Source organism: Paenibacillus sp. sgz302164, from assembly GCF_056120505.1.
Genome location: NZ_JBVYOL010000051.1, coordinates 13,780 through 27,551, shown reverse-complemented (window position 1 = coordinate 27,551; position 13,772 = coordinate 13,780). Strand labels below are relative to the sequence as shown.

The following is a 13,772-nucleotide window of genomic DNA, read 5'->3' as shown; positions in this document are numbered from 1 at the left end:
CAAATTGCGCAATCGGCTCATCGAAATGATGCTGGAAGAAGACGATACGAAAAGGGACGACCTGCACGCCCGATTTTTGGAGGAGCTTCAGCGCAACATCGTCCCTATAGTGAAGGATCGCTCTTTCAAACGGAACAAACAGACAAAAGCTAACAAATTCACGAAGACCAAGCGGCGGGGGCTATAACCGCTTAACCTGACAACATTGGGCAAGCCCCCCAATCCCGAGTGACGCGAATCCCACGCCTGACTCACAGTTTACAACCGCGAAGATTTACTTTATCATTACTTTAATTAGATAAAATGGTACAGTGATACCGTAATAAAGCAAATTGCGGAGGAGCGGTTATTTTTGATTAAAGCGGTAGTTTTCGATTTTGACGGACTTATGATGGATACGGAAACTTTTGAATACTATTCGTTTCGGGAGCTTTTGAAAGATTACGGAGTAGATTTGCCGCTTGCGCTTTATTGCACTCGAATCGGAGGGGATGCCGACACTTTTGACCCCTACCGCTATTTGCAGGAGCAGACAGGCGTTCAGCATGATCGGGAGCTGCTGAGAAAGCTGAGGCGGGACAAGTTTGATGTCCTGTTCGGGAATGAAGGAACGAGGCCGGGGGTGCGAGAGTATTTGGATTGCGCGCGGGAGATGGGGCTAAGAATCGGGCTTGCGTCAAGTGCGCCGAAGGACTGGATTTTTCCGTTTCTTGAAAAGTGGAACTTGAAAACATATTTCGACTGTATCCGCACACATGAGGATGCGCAAAACGTAAAGCCCGACCCCGAATTGTACATTCAGGTTCTTGCCGAATTTCGGGTTCGGCCGGAAGAAGCCGTCGCTTTTGAGGATTCGCCGAACGGTGCGCTGGCCGCCATACGCGCGGGCATGAAATGCGTCGTCGTCCCGAACGAAGTTACAAGCGGTCTGGAGGCGCCTGCGGGCGTCCATTTGACATTAAACTCCATGCTGGATATGGATCTCCACTGCGTGATTGAGCGGGTTGGCGCCCGGCAGGCGCAATGACGTCAAAACTGTGCGGCAGTTTTGGCCTCCGGGTTATAAACCGGCATTCTTTGTCCATAATGCATAATAGCAGCAATTTTTTTGGGCAGGGGGACGTCGGATCATGTTGGCCGTTCATCAACGTATGGCAGAATTATGGACAATGCGCAGAGCGCGCGAGTTGACCCAGGCGGAGCAGGATGAGCTGATGCTGTGTCTGGAAGCGAACGCGACGTATGTGTGGAATCGGCTGAAGCTGGATAATTTATCGTTGTGCGCATCGCTGACTCATGACTACGAGTGGCTGCATGAAATTTGCGAACGCATCGAGAAACTTGAACCGAAGCACTGACACCTGTTGTCGGTGCTTCTTTTCTCATGCTTTTCTGCGGAGGAAGCGGCGGGTATAATGGATATAGTCATGTTGGGGAAAAGGAGATTGCTGCATGTTCAGCCGATTCAGGCAAATTCAAAGCTTGGCTTCAAAAAGGCACCTTTTGCTAGGAGGCATGTTAATCCTGGCGCTGCTTCTGCGGATCGTCATTGCACCGGTATGGACCGGTTACGATACGGACGTACGCACGTTTATGGCTTGGGCGGACCGCGCATATACCGCAGGTCTTTCGGGTTTGTACACGGATGCCGCCAATTTTTTTCTTGATTACCCCCCTGGGTATATGTATGTGCTATACCTGATCGGCCTCATTCATCATCTGTTCCATATTCCATGGGAAAGCGGGCTATCGTTGACGATTTTGAAGCTCCCTGCGATGCTCGCCGATATCGGGCTGTCCTACGCCGTGTACCGGATCGCCGTCAAGGCCGGAGGCGGCAGCCGGGCCTGGCTCCCCGCTCTCGGACTCGCCGCATTGTTCGCGTTCAATCCGGCGATGTGGGTCAATTCGGCGGTATGGGGGCAGGTCGACTCCTTTTTTATGATGTTCATTCTCGCCGCCTTGCTGCAGCAGCAGAAGGGGAAGCTGCCGCTGGCTGCGGTATTTCTGGCACTGGCGATTTTGCTCAAGCCGCAGGCGCTGCTGTTCGGGCCGTTCCTGCTGATTGACGTCATCAAAAAGCGCAGCTGGATGACATTCGCATTAAGCTGCTTGAGCGGCGCGGCCACGATAGCCGTGCTGGCGCTGCCTTTTGCCATCGGCAGAGGGTACGGCTGGCTGTTCGAACTGTACATAAGCACACTGTCTTCATATCCATACGCTTCGCTCAATGCGTTTAATCTCATGGCGCTGTTGGGCGGCAATTTTACCGAAATGACCAAAAGCATGCTGCACGTATCGTACCAATCGCTGGGCTGGGTGCTGATGGCCGCATCGCTGCTCTACTGCTGCTACTTGTACATCCGCAGCAAAGACCGGAAGGGGGCGCTGCTGTATGTCGCATTTTTGTTCATTACGGCCGTTTTCATCTGTTCGACCAAAATGCACGAGCGGTATTTGCATTACGGGCTGCTTTTGGCGCTGGCGAGTTTCATTTATTTGAAGGACAGGCGGGTACTCGGCTTGTTTATCGGCTTCAGCCTTACGCATTTTATCAACGTGGCCGATGTGCTGCTGCGCAGCTTCCATCAGGATTACCACATCCCCCGTTTCGATCCGCTGATGCTCGTCGTCTCGGCTGTCAACGTTATTTTGTTTGCATACGCGGCTGTATTGGGGTGGCGGTACTTCGTACAGCATCAAACGTTCGAAAAGCCCGAAGGCCAGGCACAGCAGACGGATGCCGTGGCGGAGAACGAGAAGGGCGAGCCCGCCGACCGTTGGAAAACGATTTTCCAGCCTGCGGAGGACGAGCTGGAGCGAAGCGGCAAAGGGCGCTTTTTTTCCAAAAAAGATGCCTGGTATTTGGGCGGACTGATTTTGGTTTATTCAATCATCGCCTTGTACCGTCTGGGCGGGCACGAGGATCCGGTCACGTTCTGGAAGCCTGCCAAGACGGGAGAGGCGGTCGTCGCCGATCTCGGCAGCACGCGCAGCATTACGAGGATCAATAGCTTTGCCGGGGTTGGCGAGGGCTCGTATTCGTTCTGGTTTTCCACGGACGGCCAAGCGTGGAGCCAGCAAACGACCGTCAAATCCGATCACACGAAAGTGCTCACCTGGAATACGGTGGAGCCGAAAGTACAGGCGAGATACGTGAAAATTACGGCCGATTCGCTGGAAAGTTCGGGGCTGCGCCTGCATGAAGTCGGCATTTTCGCTGACGGCAGCAGCACGATTGTGCCGGTTCAAGCGGTGACCGCACAGGAGGCGAACCCCGCCGATCAAGGCAAGCCGGAAAACGTGTTCGACGAGCCGGCCGTAGTTCCGTACACGCCAACGTTTATGGAAGGCAGCTATTTCGACGAAATTTATCACGCGCGGACGGCCTACGAGCATCTTCACAAGATCGAACCGTATGAGAGCACCCACCCTCCGCTTGGGAAAATACTTATTTCGCTCGGCATTTGGCTGTTCGGGCTGAATCCGTTCGGCTGGAGAATCGTCGGCACGGTATTCGGAATCGGCATGATTCCTGTCATCTACGTGTTTGCCAAAAGGATGTTCGGACGCTCCGAGTTCGGGTTTATCGCCGCGTTTTTGATGACGTTCGATTTCATGCATTTTGCCCAGACGCGGATTGCTACGATCGATGTGTACGGCGTGTTTTTCATCATGCTGATGTTCTACTTCATGTACCGCTACACGACGCTCAGCTTTTATCGGGAACGGCTGTGGAAGACGCTCGTGCCCCTCGGCTTGTCGGGCTTGTTTTTCGGCATCGGCGCCGCGTCCAAATGGATCGTCATCTACGGCGGCGCAGGGCTTGCCCTGCTGCTGTTCCTGACGCTCCTGGAGCGCTTCCGCGAATACCGGCTTGCGCGGAGCGCGCTGGAAGGCGAGACGCTTGCGGACGAAGACCGCGGCAGGCTGCAGCAGGTGAGGCGTCTTTTTCCGAAGTATACGCTCCTTACGCTGGCTTACTGCATCCTGATGTTCGCTATCGTGCCTGCGATTATTTACACGCTGTCCTACATCCCTTTCATGATGGTGCCGGGTCCGGGCCACAGCCTGAAGGATGTCGTTACTTATCAGGTGCACATGTACAAATACCACAAAGATCTCGTCGCGACGCATCCCTTCTCTTCGCCTTGGTGGGAATGGCCGCTGATGCTCAGGCCGATCTGGTATTATCAAGGCAAAATGCTGCCGGAAGGCATGCTGTCCAGCATCATATCGTTCGGCAACCCGCTTGTTTGGTGGCCCGGCTTCGCCGCGGTGATCGTTTCGCTCTATGTCGCAGTGAAGCGGCGCGATAAAAAGCTGGGCATGCTGCTCATCGCCTACGGCTCGCAGTATTTGCCGTGGATGCTCGTGCCGCGGCTGACTTTTATTTATCATTATTTCGCGATGGTGCCGTTCCTCATTTTGATTTTGACTTACTACATCAAGGGATACATGCAGGAATCCGCCACCGCCGGCAGACGGAGATGGGTGTACGGATATTTGGGAGCCGTGTTCGTCATGTTCGCGCTATTTTACCCGATTTTATCGGGCATGGTTATTCCTGCGGCTTACTCGCATTTCCTTAGATGGCTGCCGGGCTGGAACTTTTTCTAGTGCGGCCGGCGGCCGGAGCTGCCCGCAAGCCTCTGGAGCGGCCGGGGGCGTGCAAATAATGGTTGACGGGCCGGAATGCCGGTGGTAAGATAAAACCAAGTTATTTACTATGAATTAATACGAGCAAGTCGACCGGACCTCTGGAGACTCCCCCCTTTGATTGCAAACAAAGCTGCGGAGTCTCTTTTTCATCAACTATCACATGCGGAGAGTGAACTGGCATGGCAAAAGTGGTTATTATTTCCGGAAGTCCGACCCCGACATCCCGTCTGCACGGCGTTATTGAAACGGCCAAAAGCGAGCTGCTCCAAGCAGGCCTGGAAGTGGAATGGATTAAAGTGCGGGACATTCCGGCCGAGGACTTGCTTTATGCAAAATTTGACAGCGAGGCGATTGTCAAAGCTAACGCGCTGGTTGCCGAAGCGGATGCCGTTTTCGTCGCTACCCCGGTGTACAAAGCTTCCTACACGGGTGTATTGAAAGCGTTCCTCGATCTGCTGCCGCAAAAAGGGCTCGACCGCAAAATCGTGCTGCCGCTTGCAGTCGGCGGAACGATCGCGCATTTGCTGGCGATCGACTATGCGCTCAAACCGGTATTGTCTTCGCTGGGCGCGCAAAACATTTTGCAGGGCGTTTACGTGCTCGATAAGCAGGTAACTTGGGGCGAGCAGGGGCAGGCCATTTTGGACGAAGAAATTGCCGCGCGCCNAAACCGGTATTGTCTTCGCTGGGCGCGCAAAACATTTTGCAGGGCGTTTACGTGCTCGATAAGCAGGTAACTTGGGGCGAGCAGGGGCAGGCCATTTTGGACGAAGAAATTGCCGCGCGCCTGCATGAATCGGTTGCGGAATTTATTCAGGAAATCAAGTGGCATACAAGCCGCGAGGTATAAAAGAGCGTTGCAGGCAGGCCGCCGCCGGGTCCATCGTGGGTCCGGCGGCGGTTTTTTTGCTACGCAGCGACCCCCGGGAAGCCGCCCAAAGACGGCGCAGCCGTTCATGCGCTGGCAGCGAGCCGAAATACCCCTTCTCAGATCGGTTTAGATCAATTTTTCCTCTTCGAGCTGAGAGCCACCCGCATACAAATTGATCTGAGGGGAATTCAGTTGGACTTTCTCAACAGCCTGACAGAACATCTGATTGACAACGCGGAGAAAGCCTGCAAAAGTGCAGGTTTTTGCTCTCGGATACGCCTTCAGCGAAAAATTCCTGCAAATGTGCAGGCTTTTTAGCTGCAGCACGAGCTCAGGCTCATTTTTATCGGGAATTCCTGCACAATTGCAGGTTTTTCCTCAAAATGAGCCTCATGCACAGAAAAAGCCTGCACTTTTGCAGGCTTTTAAATTTGCCAAGCCGCAACCCCCTCCGGCTGCCCTGACAAAGTGTCGCGACTTTCTCGACACTCTGACAACCGCAGGCTTTTCGCCAAAAGCCTCCTGCACAATCGCAGGCTTTCCCCTCAGCCTTGCCTGATACCTGCCGTGTACCCGCCACAACCCGCCGTGCACCTACCGCACCCCGCCGCGCCCGCGACATAGCCTTGCCTGATACCTGCGGTGCACCTGCCGCGTCCGCGACGTAGCCTTGCCTGATCCTGCCGTGCACCGGCCGCAATCCGCCGCGCCCGCGACGTAGCCTTGTCTGATCCTGCCGTGCACCGGCCGCAATCCGCCGCGCCCGCGACGTAGCCTTGTCTGATCCTGCCGTGCACCGGCCGCAATCCGCCGCGCTCGCGACGTAGCATCGCGGTAATCAGCGCGCCGCCAGCGCAAAATACTGCTTGCGGAAGCGGAGCGGGGGCAGTCCGACGCTCTTTTGGAAGCAGCTTGAAAAGTAGGGCGTATAGGAAAAGCCGACATACTCGGCAATTTGGGCGATGGGCCACTCCGTCGTAATAAGCAGCCGTTTGGCCTGTTCGATGCGGTATTCGTGCAAATATTCCATGGGCGTGCAGCGGTACACTTCTTTCATGCAGCGGACGATGTAGTTGGAATGAAAATGCAGAGCGTTGGAGAGAGCTTCGTTCGTAATGTCCTTCCGGTAATTTTGCTTGAGAAAAGCTTCCGCAGCTTCCGCCAGCTTCATCACGGGCGAGGAATGATGATCCCGGCTCTCCTGCTCCAGCAGCCGCAGCAGCTCCATGCACAGCGCCTGCTCCTGCCAAAAAGCCGTGGAACGGCGGTTGCCGGAAATATCCATAAGCTGCTGCACGATGCGGAAGGCGACGGAAGGCTGCAGCAGGGCGGCAAACTGCGGAAGCCGCAGCGTATAAGGATTCGCGAAGGGCTGGCGGTTCGGTTGCATCGGCCGCTCCTCTTCCCGAACCTCCTGCCAATCCCCCGCGCAATTTATATGCACCCAATAAAACTCCGTCTCCTCCGCACATGGCCGGGTCGGATAATGGTGCCCTTCGGGGCGGAGCAGCAGCATCTGCCCTTCGCTCAGCTCCCACGACCGCTCATCCTCGCCCATGTACAGCGTCCCCTTCACGATCAGGAGCAGGTCGAACATGCCCAAATGCCGCCGGTTCGGATGCTGTTCCCCGGGGGCGTATACGCTTTTGCCGCAGCCCAAATAGTAGGGCAGAGGCGGCAGATCAAATGAAAAATGGATATCGGCACTCATCGATCGATCCCTCCGGACACACCATACGCTTGTGTTAAATTTTATAAAAATGAGTTCATTTTATTCGTATTTTCTCTTTATTTTACAAGATATACTTGCAGGAGTGAAGGGTTAATTCATGATGTTTTTGGGAGGATGACATATGGAACGTATCCGCATTGAGGACGATTTTTGGAATCGCTATACGGAGCTTGTAAGAAATACGGTGATCCCTTACCAATGGGAGGCGCTGAACGATCGTATTAAAGATGCGGAGCCCAGCTGCGCGATCCGCAATTTCCGGATTGCCGCAGGCCTGGAAGAGGGCGAGTTCGGGGGAATGGTGTTCCAGGACAGCGATTTGACCAAGTGGCTGGAAGCGGTGGGGTATTCGCTGGGCCATCATCCGGACCCCGCTTTGGAGCGGACGGCCGACGAGGCGATCGAGCTGATTGCGCAGGCGCAGCGTGATAATGGTTACATGAATACGTACTATGCGATCAAGGAACCCGGAAAAGAATGGACCAATCTGCACGAATGCCACGAGCTGTACTGCGCAGGGCATTTGATCGAAGCCGCCGTAGCCTATTTCCACGGAACCGGGAAAAGAAAGCTGCTGGATATCGCGTGCAAATTCGCGGATCATATCGATTCCGTATTCGGCCCGGAAGAAGGCAAGCTGCAAGGATATTGCGGGCATCAGGAAATAGAGCTGGCGCTGGTCAAATTGTATCAGGCGACCGGAGAATCGCGCTATTTGCGGTTAAGCCAGTATTTTATCGATCAGCGGGGGCAGGAGCCGAATTATTTTCATCTGGAGTGGGAGCGAAGAGGGCGCACCGGTCACTGGGTGCAGGGGATTACCGCCAAGCCGGACCTGGCCTACAACCAAAGCCATCTCCCGGTGCGCGAGCAATCGGCCGCTGTCGGGCATTCCGTGCGCGCCGTCTACATGTATACGGCTATGGCGGATTTGGCCCGCTTGAGCGGCGACCGGGAATTGGCGGAAGCGAGCCGGCGGCTGTGGAGCAATATGACCGGGCGGCAAATGTACATTACCGGCGGCATCGGCTCGACCCATCATGGCGAAGCGTTCTCCTTCGACTACGATCTTCCGAACGATACGGTGTACGCGGAAACTTGCGCATCGATCGGGCTTATTTTTTTCGCGCAGCGCATGCTGCAGCTGGAGCCTAAGAGCGAGTATGCAGATGTGCTGGAACGCGCGCTGTACAACAACGTGCTTGGCAGCATGGCGCTGGACGGCAAGCATTTTTTTTACGTGAATCCGCTTGAAGTATGGCCGGAGGCGAGCGCTAAAAATCCGGGCAGACGCCACGTCAAGGCGGTCCGGCAAAAATGGTTCGGCTGCTCCTGCTGCCCTCCGAATGCGGCAAGGCTGTTAAGCTCCTTGAACGACTATATTTATACTGTCGACAAGCCGGCGAATACCGTTTATACTCATCTGTTTATCGGCAGCTCGGCGTCGCTGCAAACCGATGCCGGAGAAGTGACGCTGAAGCAGCGTGCCGAACTGCCCTGGAGCGGCAAAGTAACGTTCGAGATCGATTCCGCTCCGAATACCCCGGTAACGCTCGCGCTTCGGATTCCCGAATGGAGCAAGGGCGAAGCCGTCATGATCATTAACGGGACCCCCAAGCCGTATACTGTGAAGGACGGCTATGCGCTGGCAGCGAGAGTGTGGAAGCAAGGGGATCGCGTGGAATGGAATTTGGCGATGGACATTCAATTGCTGGAGGCCAACCCGCAGATCCGGGCCAATGCCGGCAAAGCTGCGATTCAGCGCGGGCCGTTGGTCTACTGCCTGGAAGAAATCGACAACGGAAGCCCCGTTTCGACGATTTCGATATCGGCGGACTCCAGGCTTACGGCCGTCCGCGAGGAACAATTTCCGGGAGGCGCAATCGTCATTGAAGGGGAAGGATATGCCGAAGACGCGTCTTCCTGGACGGATCAGCCGTACCGGCCTCTGGTCCGGCATACGCAGCCTTTTCGCTGGAAAGCCGTGCCGTACTATTTATGGGGCAACCGGGGGCAGGGCGAAATGAGCGTATGGGTACGATATGGGATAGATTGCCGCAAGTGATCCTGATTCAATCACAGTTAAGCCCACATCTTGATGATAAGGTGTGGGCTATTGCCGATTAAGAGGCTCGTTCAGGCGGAAAAGAGAGTTCTAAATCGTGGGGCAAACCATAAAATTTAGTTAAACGATTAAACCCATAAATGATTTTTACACAAAAATAAAGCGCTGTCATATTGTAAAATAGGATGGAATCCCTTATAATTTGGTTAAACGTATAACTAATAGAGGGATAAATAATGAAAAAACCAACCATTAAAGATGTAGCCAAAGCCGCAGGCGTCTCAACGGCAACTGTCTCCTACGCATTAAACGGCAGGATTGACAAGGTGTCGGCGGAAACGATCGAACGCATCAAGACGATCATTGAAACGATCAACTACATTCCTGATTTCTCCGCAAGAAGCCTGGTCAAAAATCAATCGAAGCTCATCGGCATCGTTATTCCGCAGACGGAATCGCATAAACAGCTCATTCTTGAAAATCCTTTCTACAGCGAAATGATCAGCGGCATTGAGAGCAAGCTGCGCGAGTACGGTTACCATTTGTTATTATCCGGCGTGAATCAGGGCGAGAGTTATTTGGACCTGTCGGTCCAGCGGAACCTGGACGGCGCTATTATGATGGGGATATATCCGGAGCAGTTTTATGACGGATTCAAGAAAATCAACATCCCAATCGTGCTGATCGATAGCTATATTAACGACAGTTATTTTAAACGGATCGGCATCGACGACGAGTACGGAGGTTATTTGGCGACGAAGTATTTGATCGACAAAGGGCATTCGAACATCGGGTTGATTACAGGGGCGATTCGCCGGGACGGTGTCGTGGAAAAACGCTTTCTCGGCTACAAGCGGGCAATACGCGAAGCGAACTTTTTCTACAATCCGGATTATGTGTTTGAAGATTCGATGAGCTATGAGCACGGGATGGCGGCAGGGCAACTAATTGCAAGTAAACATCCGGAAATTACAGCCGTGTTTGCTACGGGCGATATGGTCGCATTCGGAGCGATTCGCAGCCTGATGGATGTGGGCAAAAGAGTGCCTGAAGATATATCGGTCATCGGCTTTGACGATATATCGATGTCCAAAATGTTTCTGCCGCCCCTCACAACAATCCGTCAAAATATTACCGAAAAGGGAGCAATTGCAGCCGAACATCTCATCAATATGATTCAGGGAAGCGGTGGGCAGGAAACGAATGAAATCATGCTGCCGCTTACGATTATGGAAAGAGGTACGGTCAGACCGAGGGAGTAGTCCTCTCTCGGGAGCCGGGAAAAGGAGAATGACATGGTAGGACAAAAGCGATTTTCCAGAATGGCTGTCATCATCGGATTCTTATTCCCAAGTTTGGCGGGATTGCTTTTCTTCCAGCTTATCCCGATGCTTTCCTCGGCTGTGATTTCCTTCACCGATTGGGATTTGCTTACGCCGGCCAAGTTCGTCGGACTGGATAATTACAGCGAAGCTTTGCATGATGAGAAAACGCTTACATCGCTATTGAACATTCTTCAATATATCGTAGGTTATATTCCTTCCGTGCTCGTGTTCGGCTTGTTGTTTGCGGTACTGCTGAATCGGAAGCTGAGAGGCGTTAAGCTGTACCGGATTTTCATCTTCGTGCCGGTCATCACCTCGTGGGTTGCCGTTTCCATCGTATGGCGCTGGCTGCTCAATGGTCAGAACGGACTCATTAACTACCTGTTGTCGCTGTTCGGGATTCAAGGCCCTGTGTGGCTTCAAGATTTCGTTTGGGCAATGCCCTCGATTATCGCAGTGAGCGTATGGAAAGACATCGGGTATGTGACCGTGATTTTGCTTGCGGGCTTGCAGGATATCTCCGATGACTACTATGAAGCGGCGACAATCGACGGAGCCGGAGGATTTCAGCAGTTTTTCCGGGTGACGCTTCCGCTGCTGACGCCGAGCATTTTCTTCGTGCTTGTCATTTCGCTGATCAATGGCTTCCAACTGTTCGATCAGGTGCTGGTGATGACAAACGGAGGTCCGGCCGGGCAAACGAGTACGCTCGTGCAGCAAATTTATGGAAACGCCTTCCAAAGTTATAAAATGGGTTTTGCTTCCGCGCAGTCCTGGATCTTGTTCGTTATTATTTTCGCAGTCACGGTCGTTCAACAGCAGCTTCAGAAAAGGTGGGTTACCTATGACCGATAAATATATGCCATATCGGAACCTGCTGTCGCATATGATTTTGCTCGCAGCGGCTGTCGTTCTCGTGTTCCCGTTTGTTTGGATGTTGTCCGGATCTTTCAAAGACAGCCTGGAGGTCGTCCGGATGCCGCCCAATCTTATTCCCGATACATTCAAGTTCAGCAATTATGTTGAAATTGCCAAGTACTTTCCGATCTATCGTTTCTTAGGCAACAGCATCGGCGTATCGGCCGTGACAACAGCCGCTCAGGTGGTTGTGTGCGCGATGGCGGCGTTCGTTTTCGCCAAAATTCCATTTCGGGGCAGGGAGCCGTTATTTGTACTCTACCTGATCACGATGATGATTCCGATGCAGGTGACGATGACCCCGCTCTTTATCGTCTTTCAGAAGCTGCACTTGACGAACACGTATCCGGGTCTCATTTTGCCCGGCATTTTCAGCGCTTACGGCACATTCCTGCTAAGACAGCATATCATGACGATTCCCGATCCGCTGGTCGAGGCGGCAAGGATGGACGGAGCTTCCTATGTACGGGTGTTTGCGAGTATCATACTCCCGCTCAGCAAACCCGCCCTAGCCACATTGGCGATCTTTGCTTTCATGGCATCGTGGAACAATTTCTTATGGCCTCTTATCATCACGAGCGACAAGGAACTGATGACCCTTCCGATCGGGCTGAGCAAGCTGCAAGGCAGATGGGCGACGGAATGGAACATTTTGATGGCGGGCAATGTCATTAGCTTTATTCCGATTTTCGTCGTGTTCTTGTTCGCGTCGCGATATTTCATTAAGGGCATGACCATGAGTGGCGTAAAAGGATAATGAGAGGGGGGATGCGCTTACCGCGGGGAAGGCGTGCATGGTTGGTAATGAAGACTCAGACAAAATTTCATGTGAAGAGAGGGTTCTGCATGGGTGCCCGAAAAACAGGTTGGGTCGTTGCGTTAAGCGTCATTGTTTCACTTGCGGCAGCGGGGTGCGGGTCGGATCGTAAACCGGAAGCGTCGTCTCAGGCGACTCCGAAACAGGACGCAACTGCGCCGGGGGCAGCACAGGAGGCGAAGAAAGATCCGGTTACGCTCAAGTTCATGCAGTACACCGCAAGCGGTTCTCAAGAGCAGACGCTCGGCGATATGGTGAAAGCGTTCGAAGCCGCAAATCCCGGCGTGAAGGTCAAAGTGGATATCGTCGATTATAACAACTACTACACGAAACTCAATACACAGCTTGCATCGGGGGATGCGCCTGACGTATTCGAGGTCGGATACGAAAACTTCGTCTCTTATGCCGCTAAAAATACATTAAAAGACTTGACCCCGATCATTGCGCAGGACGCAGCGTTCAAACCGGACATTTACAAAGGCCTTGCCTATGATTCTTTCAAATACAATAGCAAGCAATACGGGGTTGTAGAGTCGTTTTCGGATGTAGTTCTTTTCTACAATAAGGACTTGTTTGACAAAAAGCAGGTTGGCTATCCAAAGGCGGATTGGACGTGGAAAGAGGAACTGGAAGCGGCCCAGAAGCTGACCGACGCCAAAAGCGGCGTCTGGGGCACTTATTCGCCGATCCAATTCTATGAGTTCTACAAAACGATCTCGCAGAACGGCGGAGGCATCTGGAGCGCAGACGGCAAGCCGACGGTTAACAGCAAGGAGAACATCGAAGCTTTGAACTGGATGTTGGATAAAGCCAGAAAGTATAAAGTATCTCCTCCGCTGAACGACGACACCTTCAACCAGCCGGACGCAGATTTGAACGCCTTCAAAGCGGGCAAAATCGCGATGCTGCGCGGCGGTATTTGGAATTTCGGCCGCTTTGCGGATGCGCCGTTCAAATGGGATATTGCGCTGGAGCCGGGCAATACGAAGAAAGCGCATCATTTCTTTGCCGACGGTCTTGTCGTTTCAGATAAAACGAAGAATGCGGAAGCCGCTTGGAAGTTTATTAAATTCATGTCCTCCGACCCTGCGGTTGTGAGTAAGCGGATCGAGAAGGGCTGGAGCGTTCCGGCGGTTTCCGATGAGAAAGCGATGGAGGCTTATTTCAAACAAACGCCGCCTGAATCGAAGAAAGTCGTGCTTGAAGCGCTGAATACACTTGTGCTTACGCCAGTCGGTCCGATTCCGGACAAATGGAGCGATTTGACGAAAGCGATCGGCGATGAAATCGATAAAGCAAAGCTGAAGCAGGACTACACGGCGGAAAAGGCGCTGAATGAAGCGCAAGCCAAGATTGAGAAGCTGGCAAGTAAATAACAGGCA

The 13,772-nt window shown here is 53.2% G+C and carries 12 protein-coding genes; 11 read left to right on the top strand and 1 reads right to left on the bottom strand.

The features are described 5' to 3' along the window. The 6 genes from AC0LWT_RS38005 to AC0LWT_RS37980 form a co-directional block, all read left to right on the top strand. A partial coding sequence (locus AC0LWT_RS38005; RefSeq protein ID WP_474687103.1) for a hypothetical protein occupies window positions 1-187 on the top strand: 187 nt, incomplete at its 5' end. A gap of 165 nt (window positions 188-352) precedes the next feature. Beyond that, the gene (locus AC0LWT_RS38000; RefSeq protein WP_474687101.1) at window positions 353-1,027 is read left to right on the top strand and encodes an HAD family hydrolase; all 675 of its coding nucleotides are present in this window, start codon (window positions 353-355) and stop codon (window positions 1,025-1,027) included. 103 nt (window positions 1,028-1,130) lie between these two features. Then, window positions 1,131-1,358, top strand: coding sequence for a DUF7667 family protein (locus tag AC0LWT_RS37995; RefSeq protein ID WP_474687100.1), 228 nt, complete (start codon window positions 1,131-1,133; stop codon window positions 1,356-1,358). Window positions 1,359-1,452: 94 nt separating this feature from the next. After that, window positions 1,453-4,620, top strand: a complete 3,168-nt coding sequence (locus AC0LWT_RS37990) for a glycosyltransferase family 39 protein (protein WP_474687099.1) — start codon at window positions 1,453-1,455, stop codon at window positions 4,618-4,620. 221 nt (window positions 4,621-4,841) lie between these two features. Further along, window positions 4,842-5,399, top strand: a complete 558-nt coding sequence (gene ssuE / locus AC0LWT_RS37985) for an NADPH-dependent FMN reductase (protein ID WP_474687098.1) — start codon at window positions 4,842-4,844, stop codon at window positions 5,397-5,399. Next, window positions 5,381-5,512 carry a hypothetical protein gene (locus tag AC0LWT_RS37980; RefSeq protein ID WP_474687097.1) on the top strand — a complete coding sequence of 44 codons (132 nt, stop codon included), beginning with the start codon at window positions 5,381-5,383 and terminating at the stop codon, window positions 5,510-5,512. The genes ssuE and AC0LWT_RS37980 overlap by 19 nt, the downstream gene beginning before the upstream one ends. 859 nt (window positions 5,513-6,371) lie before the next feature. Here AC0LWT_RS37980 and AC0LWT_RS37975 read toward each other — a convergent pair. Next, a complete protein-coding gene (locus AC0LWT_RS37975; protein ID WP_474687095.1) occupies window positions 6,372-7,244 on the bottom strand; it encodes a helix-turn-helix transcriptional regulator in 873 nt (290 codons plus the stop codon). 142 nt (window positions 7,245-7,386) lie between these two features. On the opposite strand from AC0LWT_RS37975, the gene AC0LWT_RS37970 reads away from it, so the two are divergent. The 5 genes from AC0LWT_RS37970 (at window position 7,387) to AC0LWT_RS37950 (ending at window position 13,766) form a co-directional block, all read left to right on the top strand. Then, window positions 7,387-9,330, top strand: coding sequence for a glycoside hydrolase family 127 protein (locus tag AC0LWT_RS37970; protein ID WP_474687093.1), 1,944 nt, complete (start codon window positions 7,387-7,389; stop codon window positions 9,328-9,330). A gap of 236 nt (window positions 9,331-9,566) precedes the next feature. Then, window positions 9,567-10,592, top strand: a complete 1,026-nt coding sequence (locus AC0LWT_RS37965) for a LacI family DNA-binding transcriptional regulator (protein ID WP_474687091.1) — start codon at window positions 9,567-9,569, stop codon at window positions 10,590-10,592. A gap of 33 nt (window positions 10,593-10,625) precedes the next feature. Then, a complete protein-coding gene (locus AC0LWT_RS37960) occupies window positions 10,626-11,510 on the top strand; it encodes a carbohydrate ABC transporter permease (protein ID WP_474687089.1) in 885 nt (294 codons plus the stop codon). After that, window positions 11,500-12,330, top strand: a complete 831-nt coding sequence (locus AC0LWT_RS37955; protein WP_474687087.1) for a carbohydrate ABC transporter permease — start codon at window positions 11,500-11,502, stop codon at window positions 12,328-12,330. Before AC0LWT_RS37960 ends, AC0LWT_RS37955 begins: the two co-directional genes overlap by 11 nt. A gap of 89 nt (window positions 12,331-12,419) precedes the next feature. After that, window positions 12,420-13,766, top strand: coding sequence for an ABC transporter substrate-binding protein (locus tag AC0LWT_RS37950; protein ID WP_474687085.1), 1,347 nt, complete (start codon window positions 12,420-12,422; stop codon window positions 13,764-13,766). Window positions 13,767-13,772: the final 6 nt, after the last annotated feature.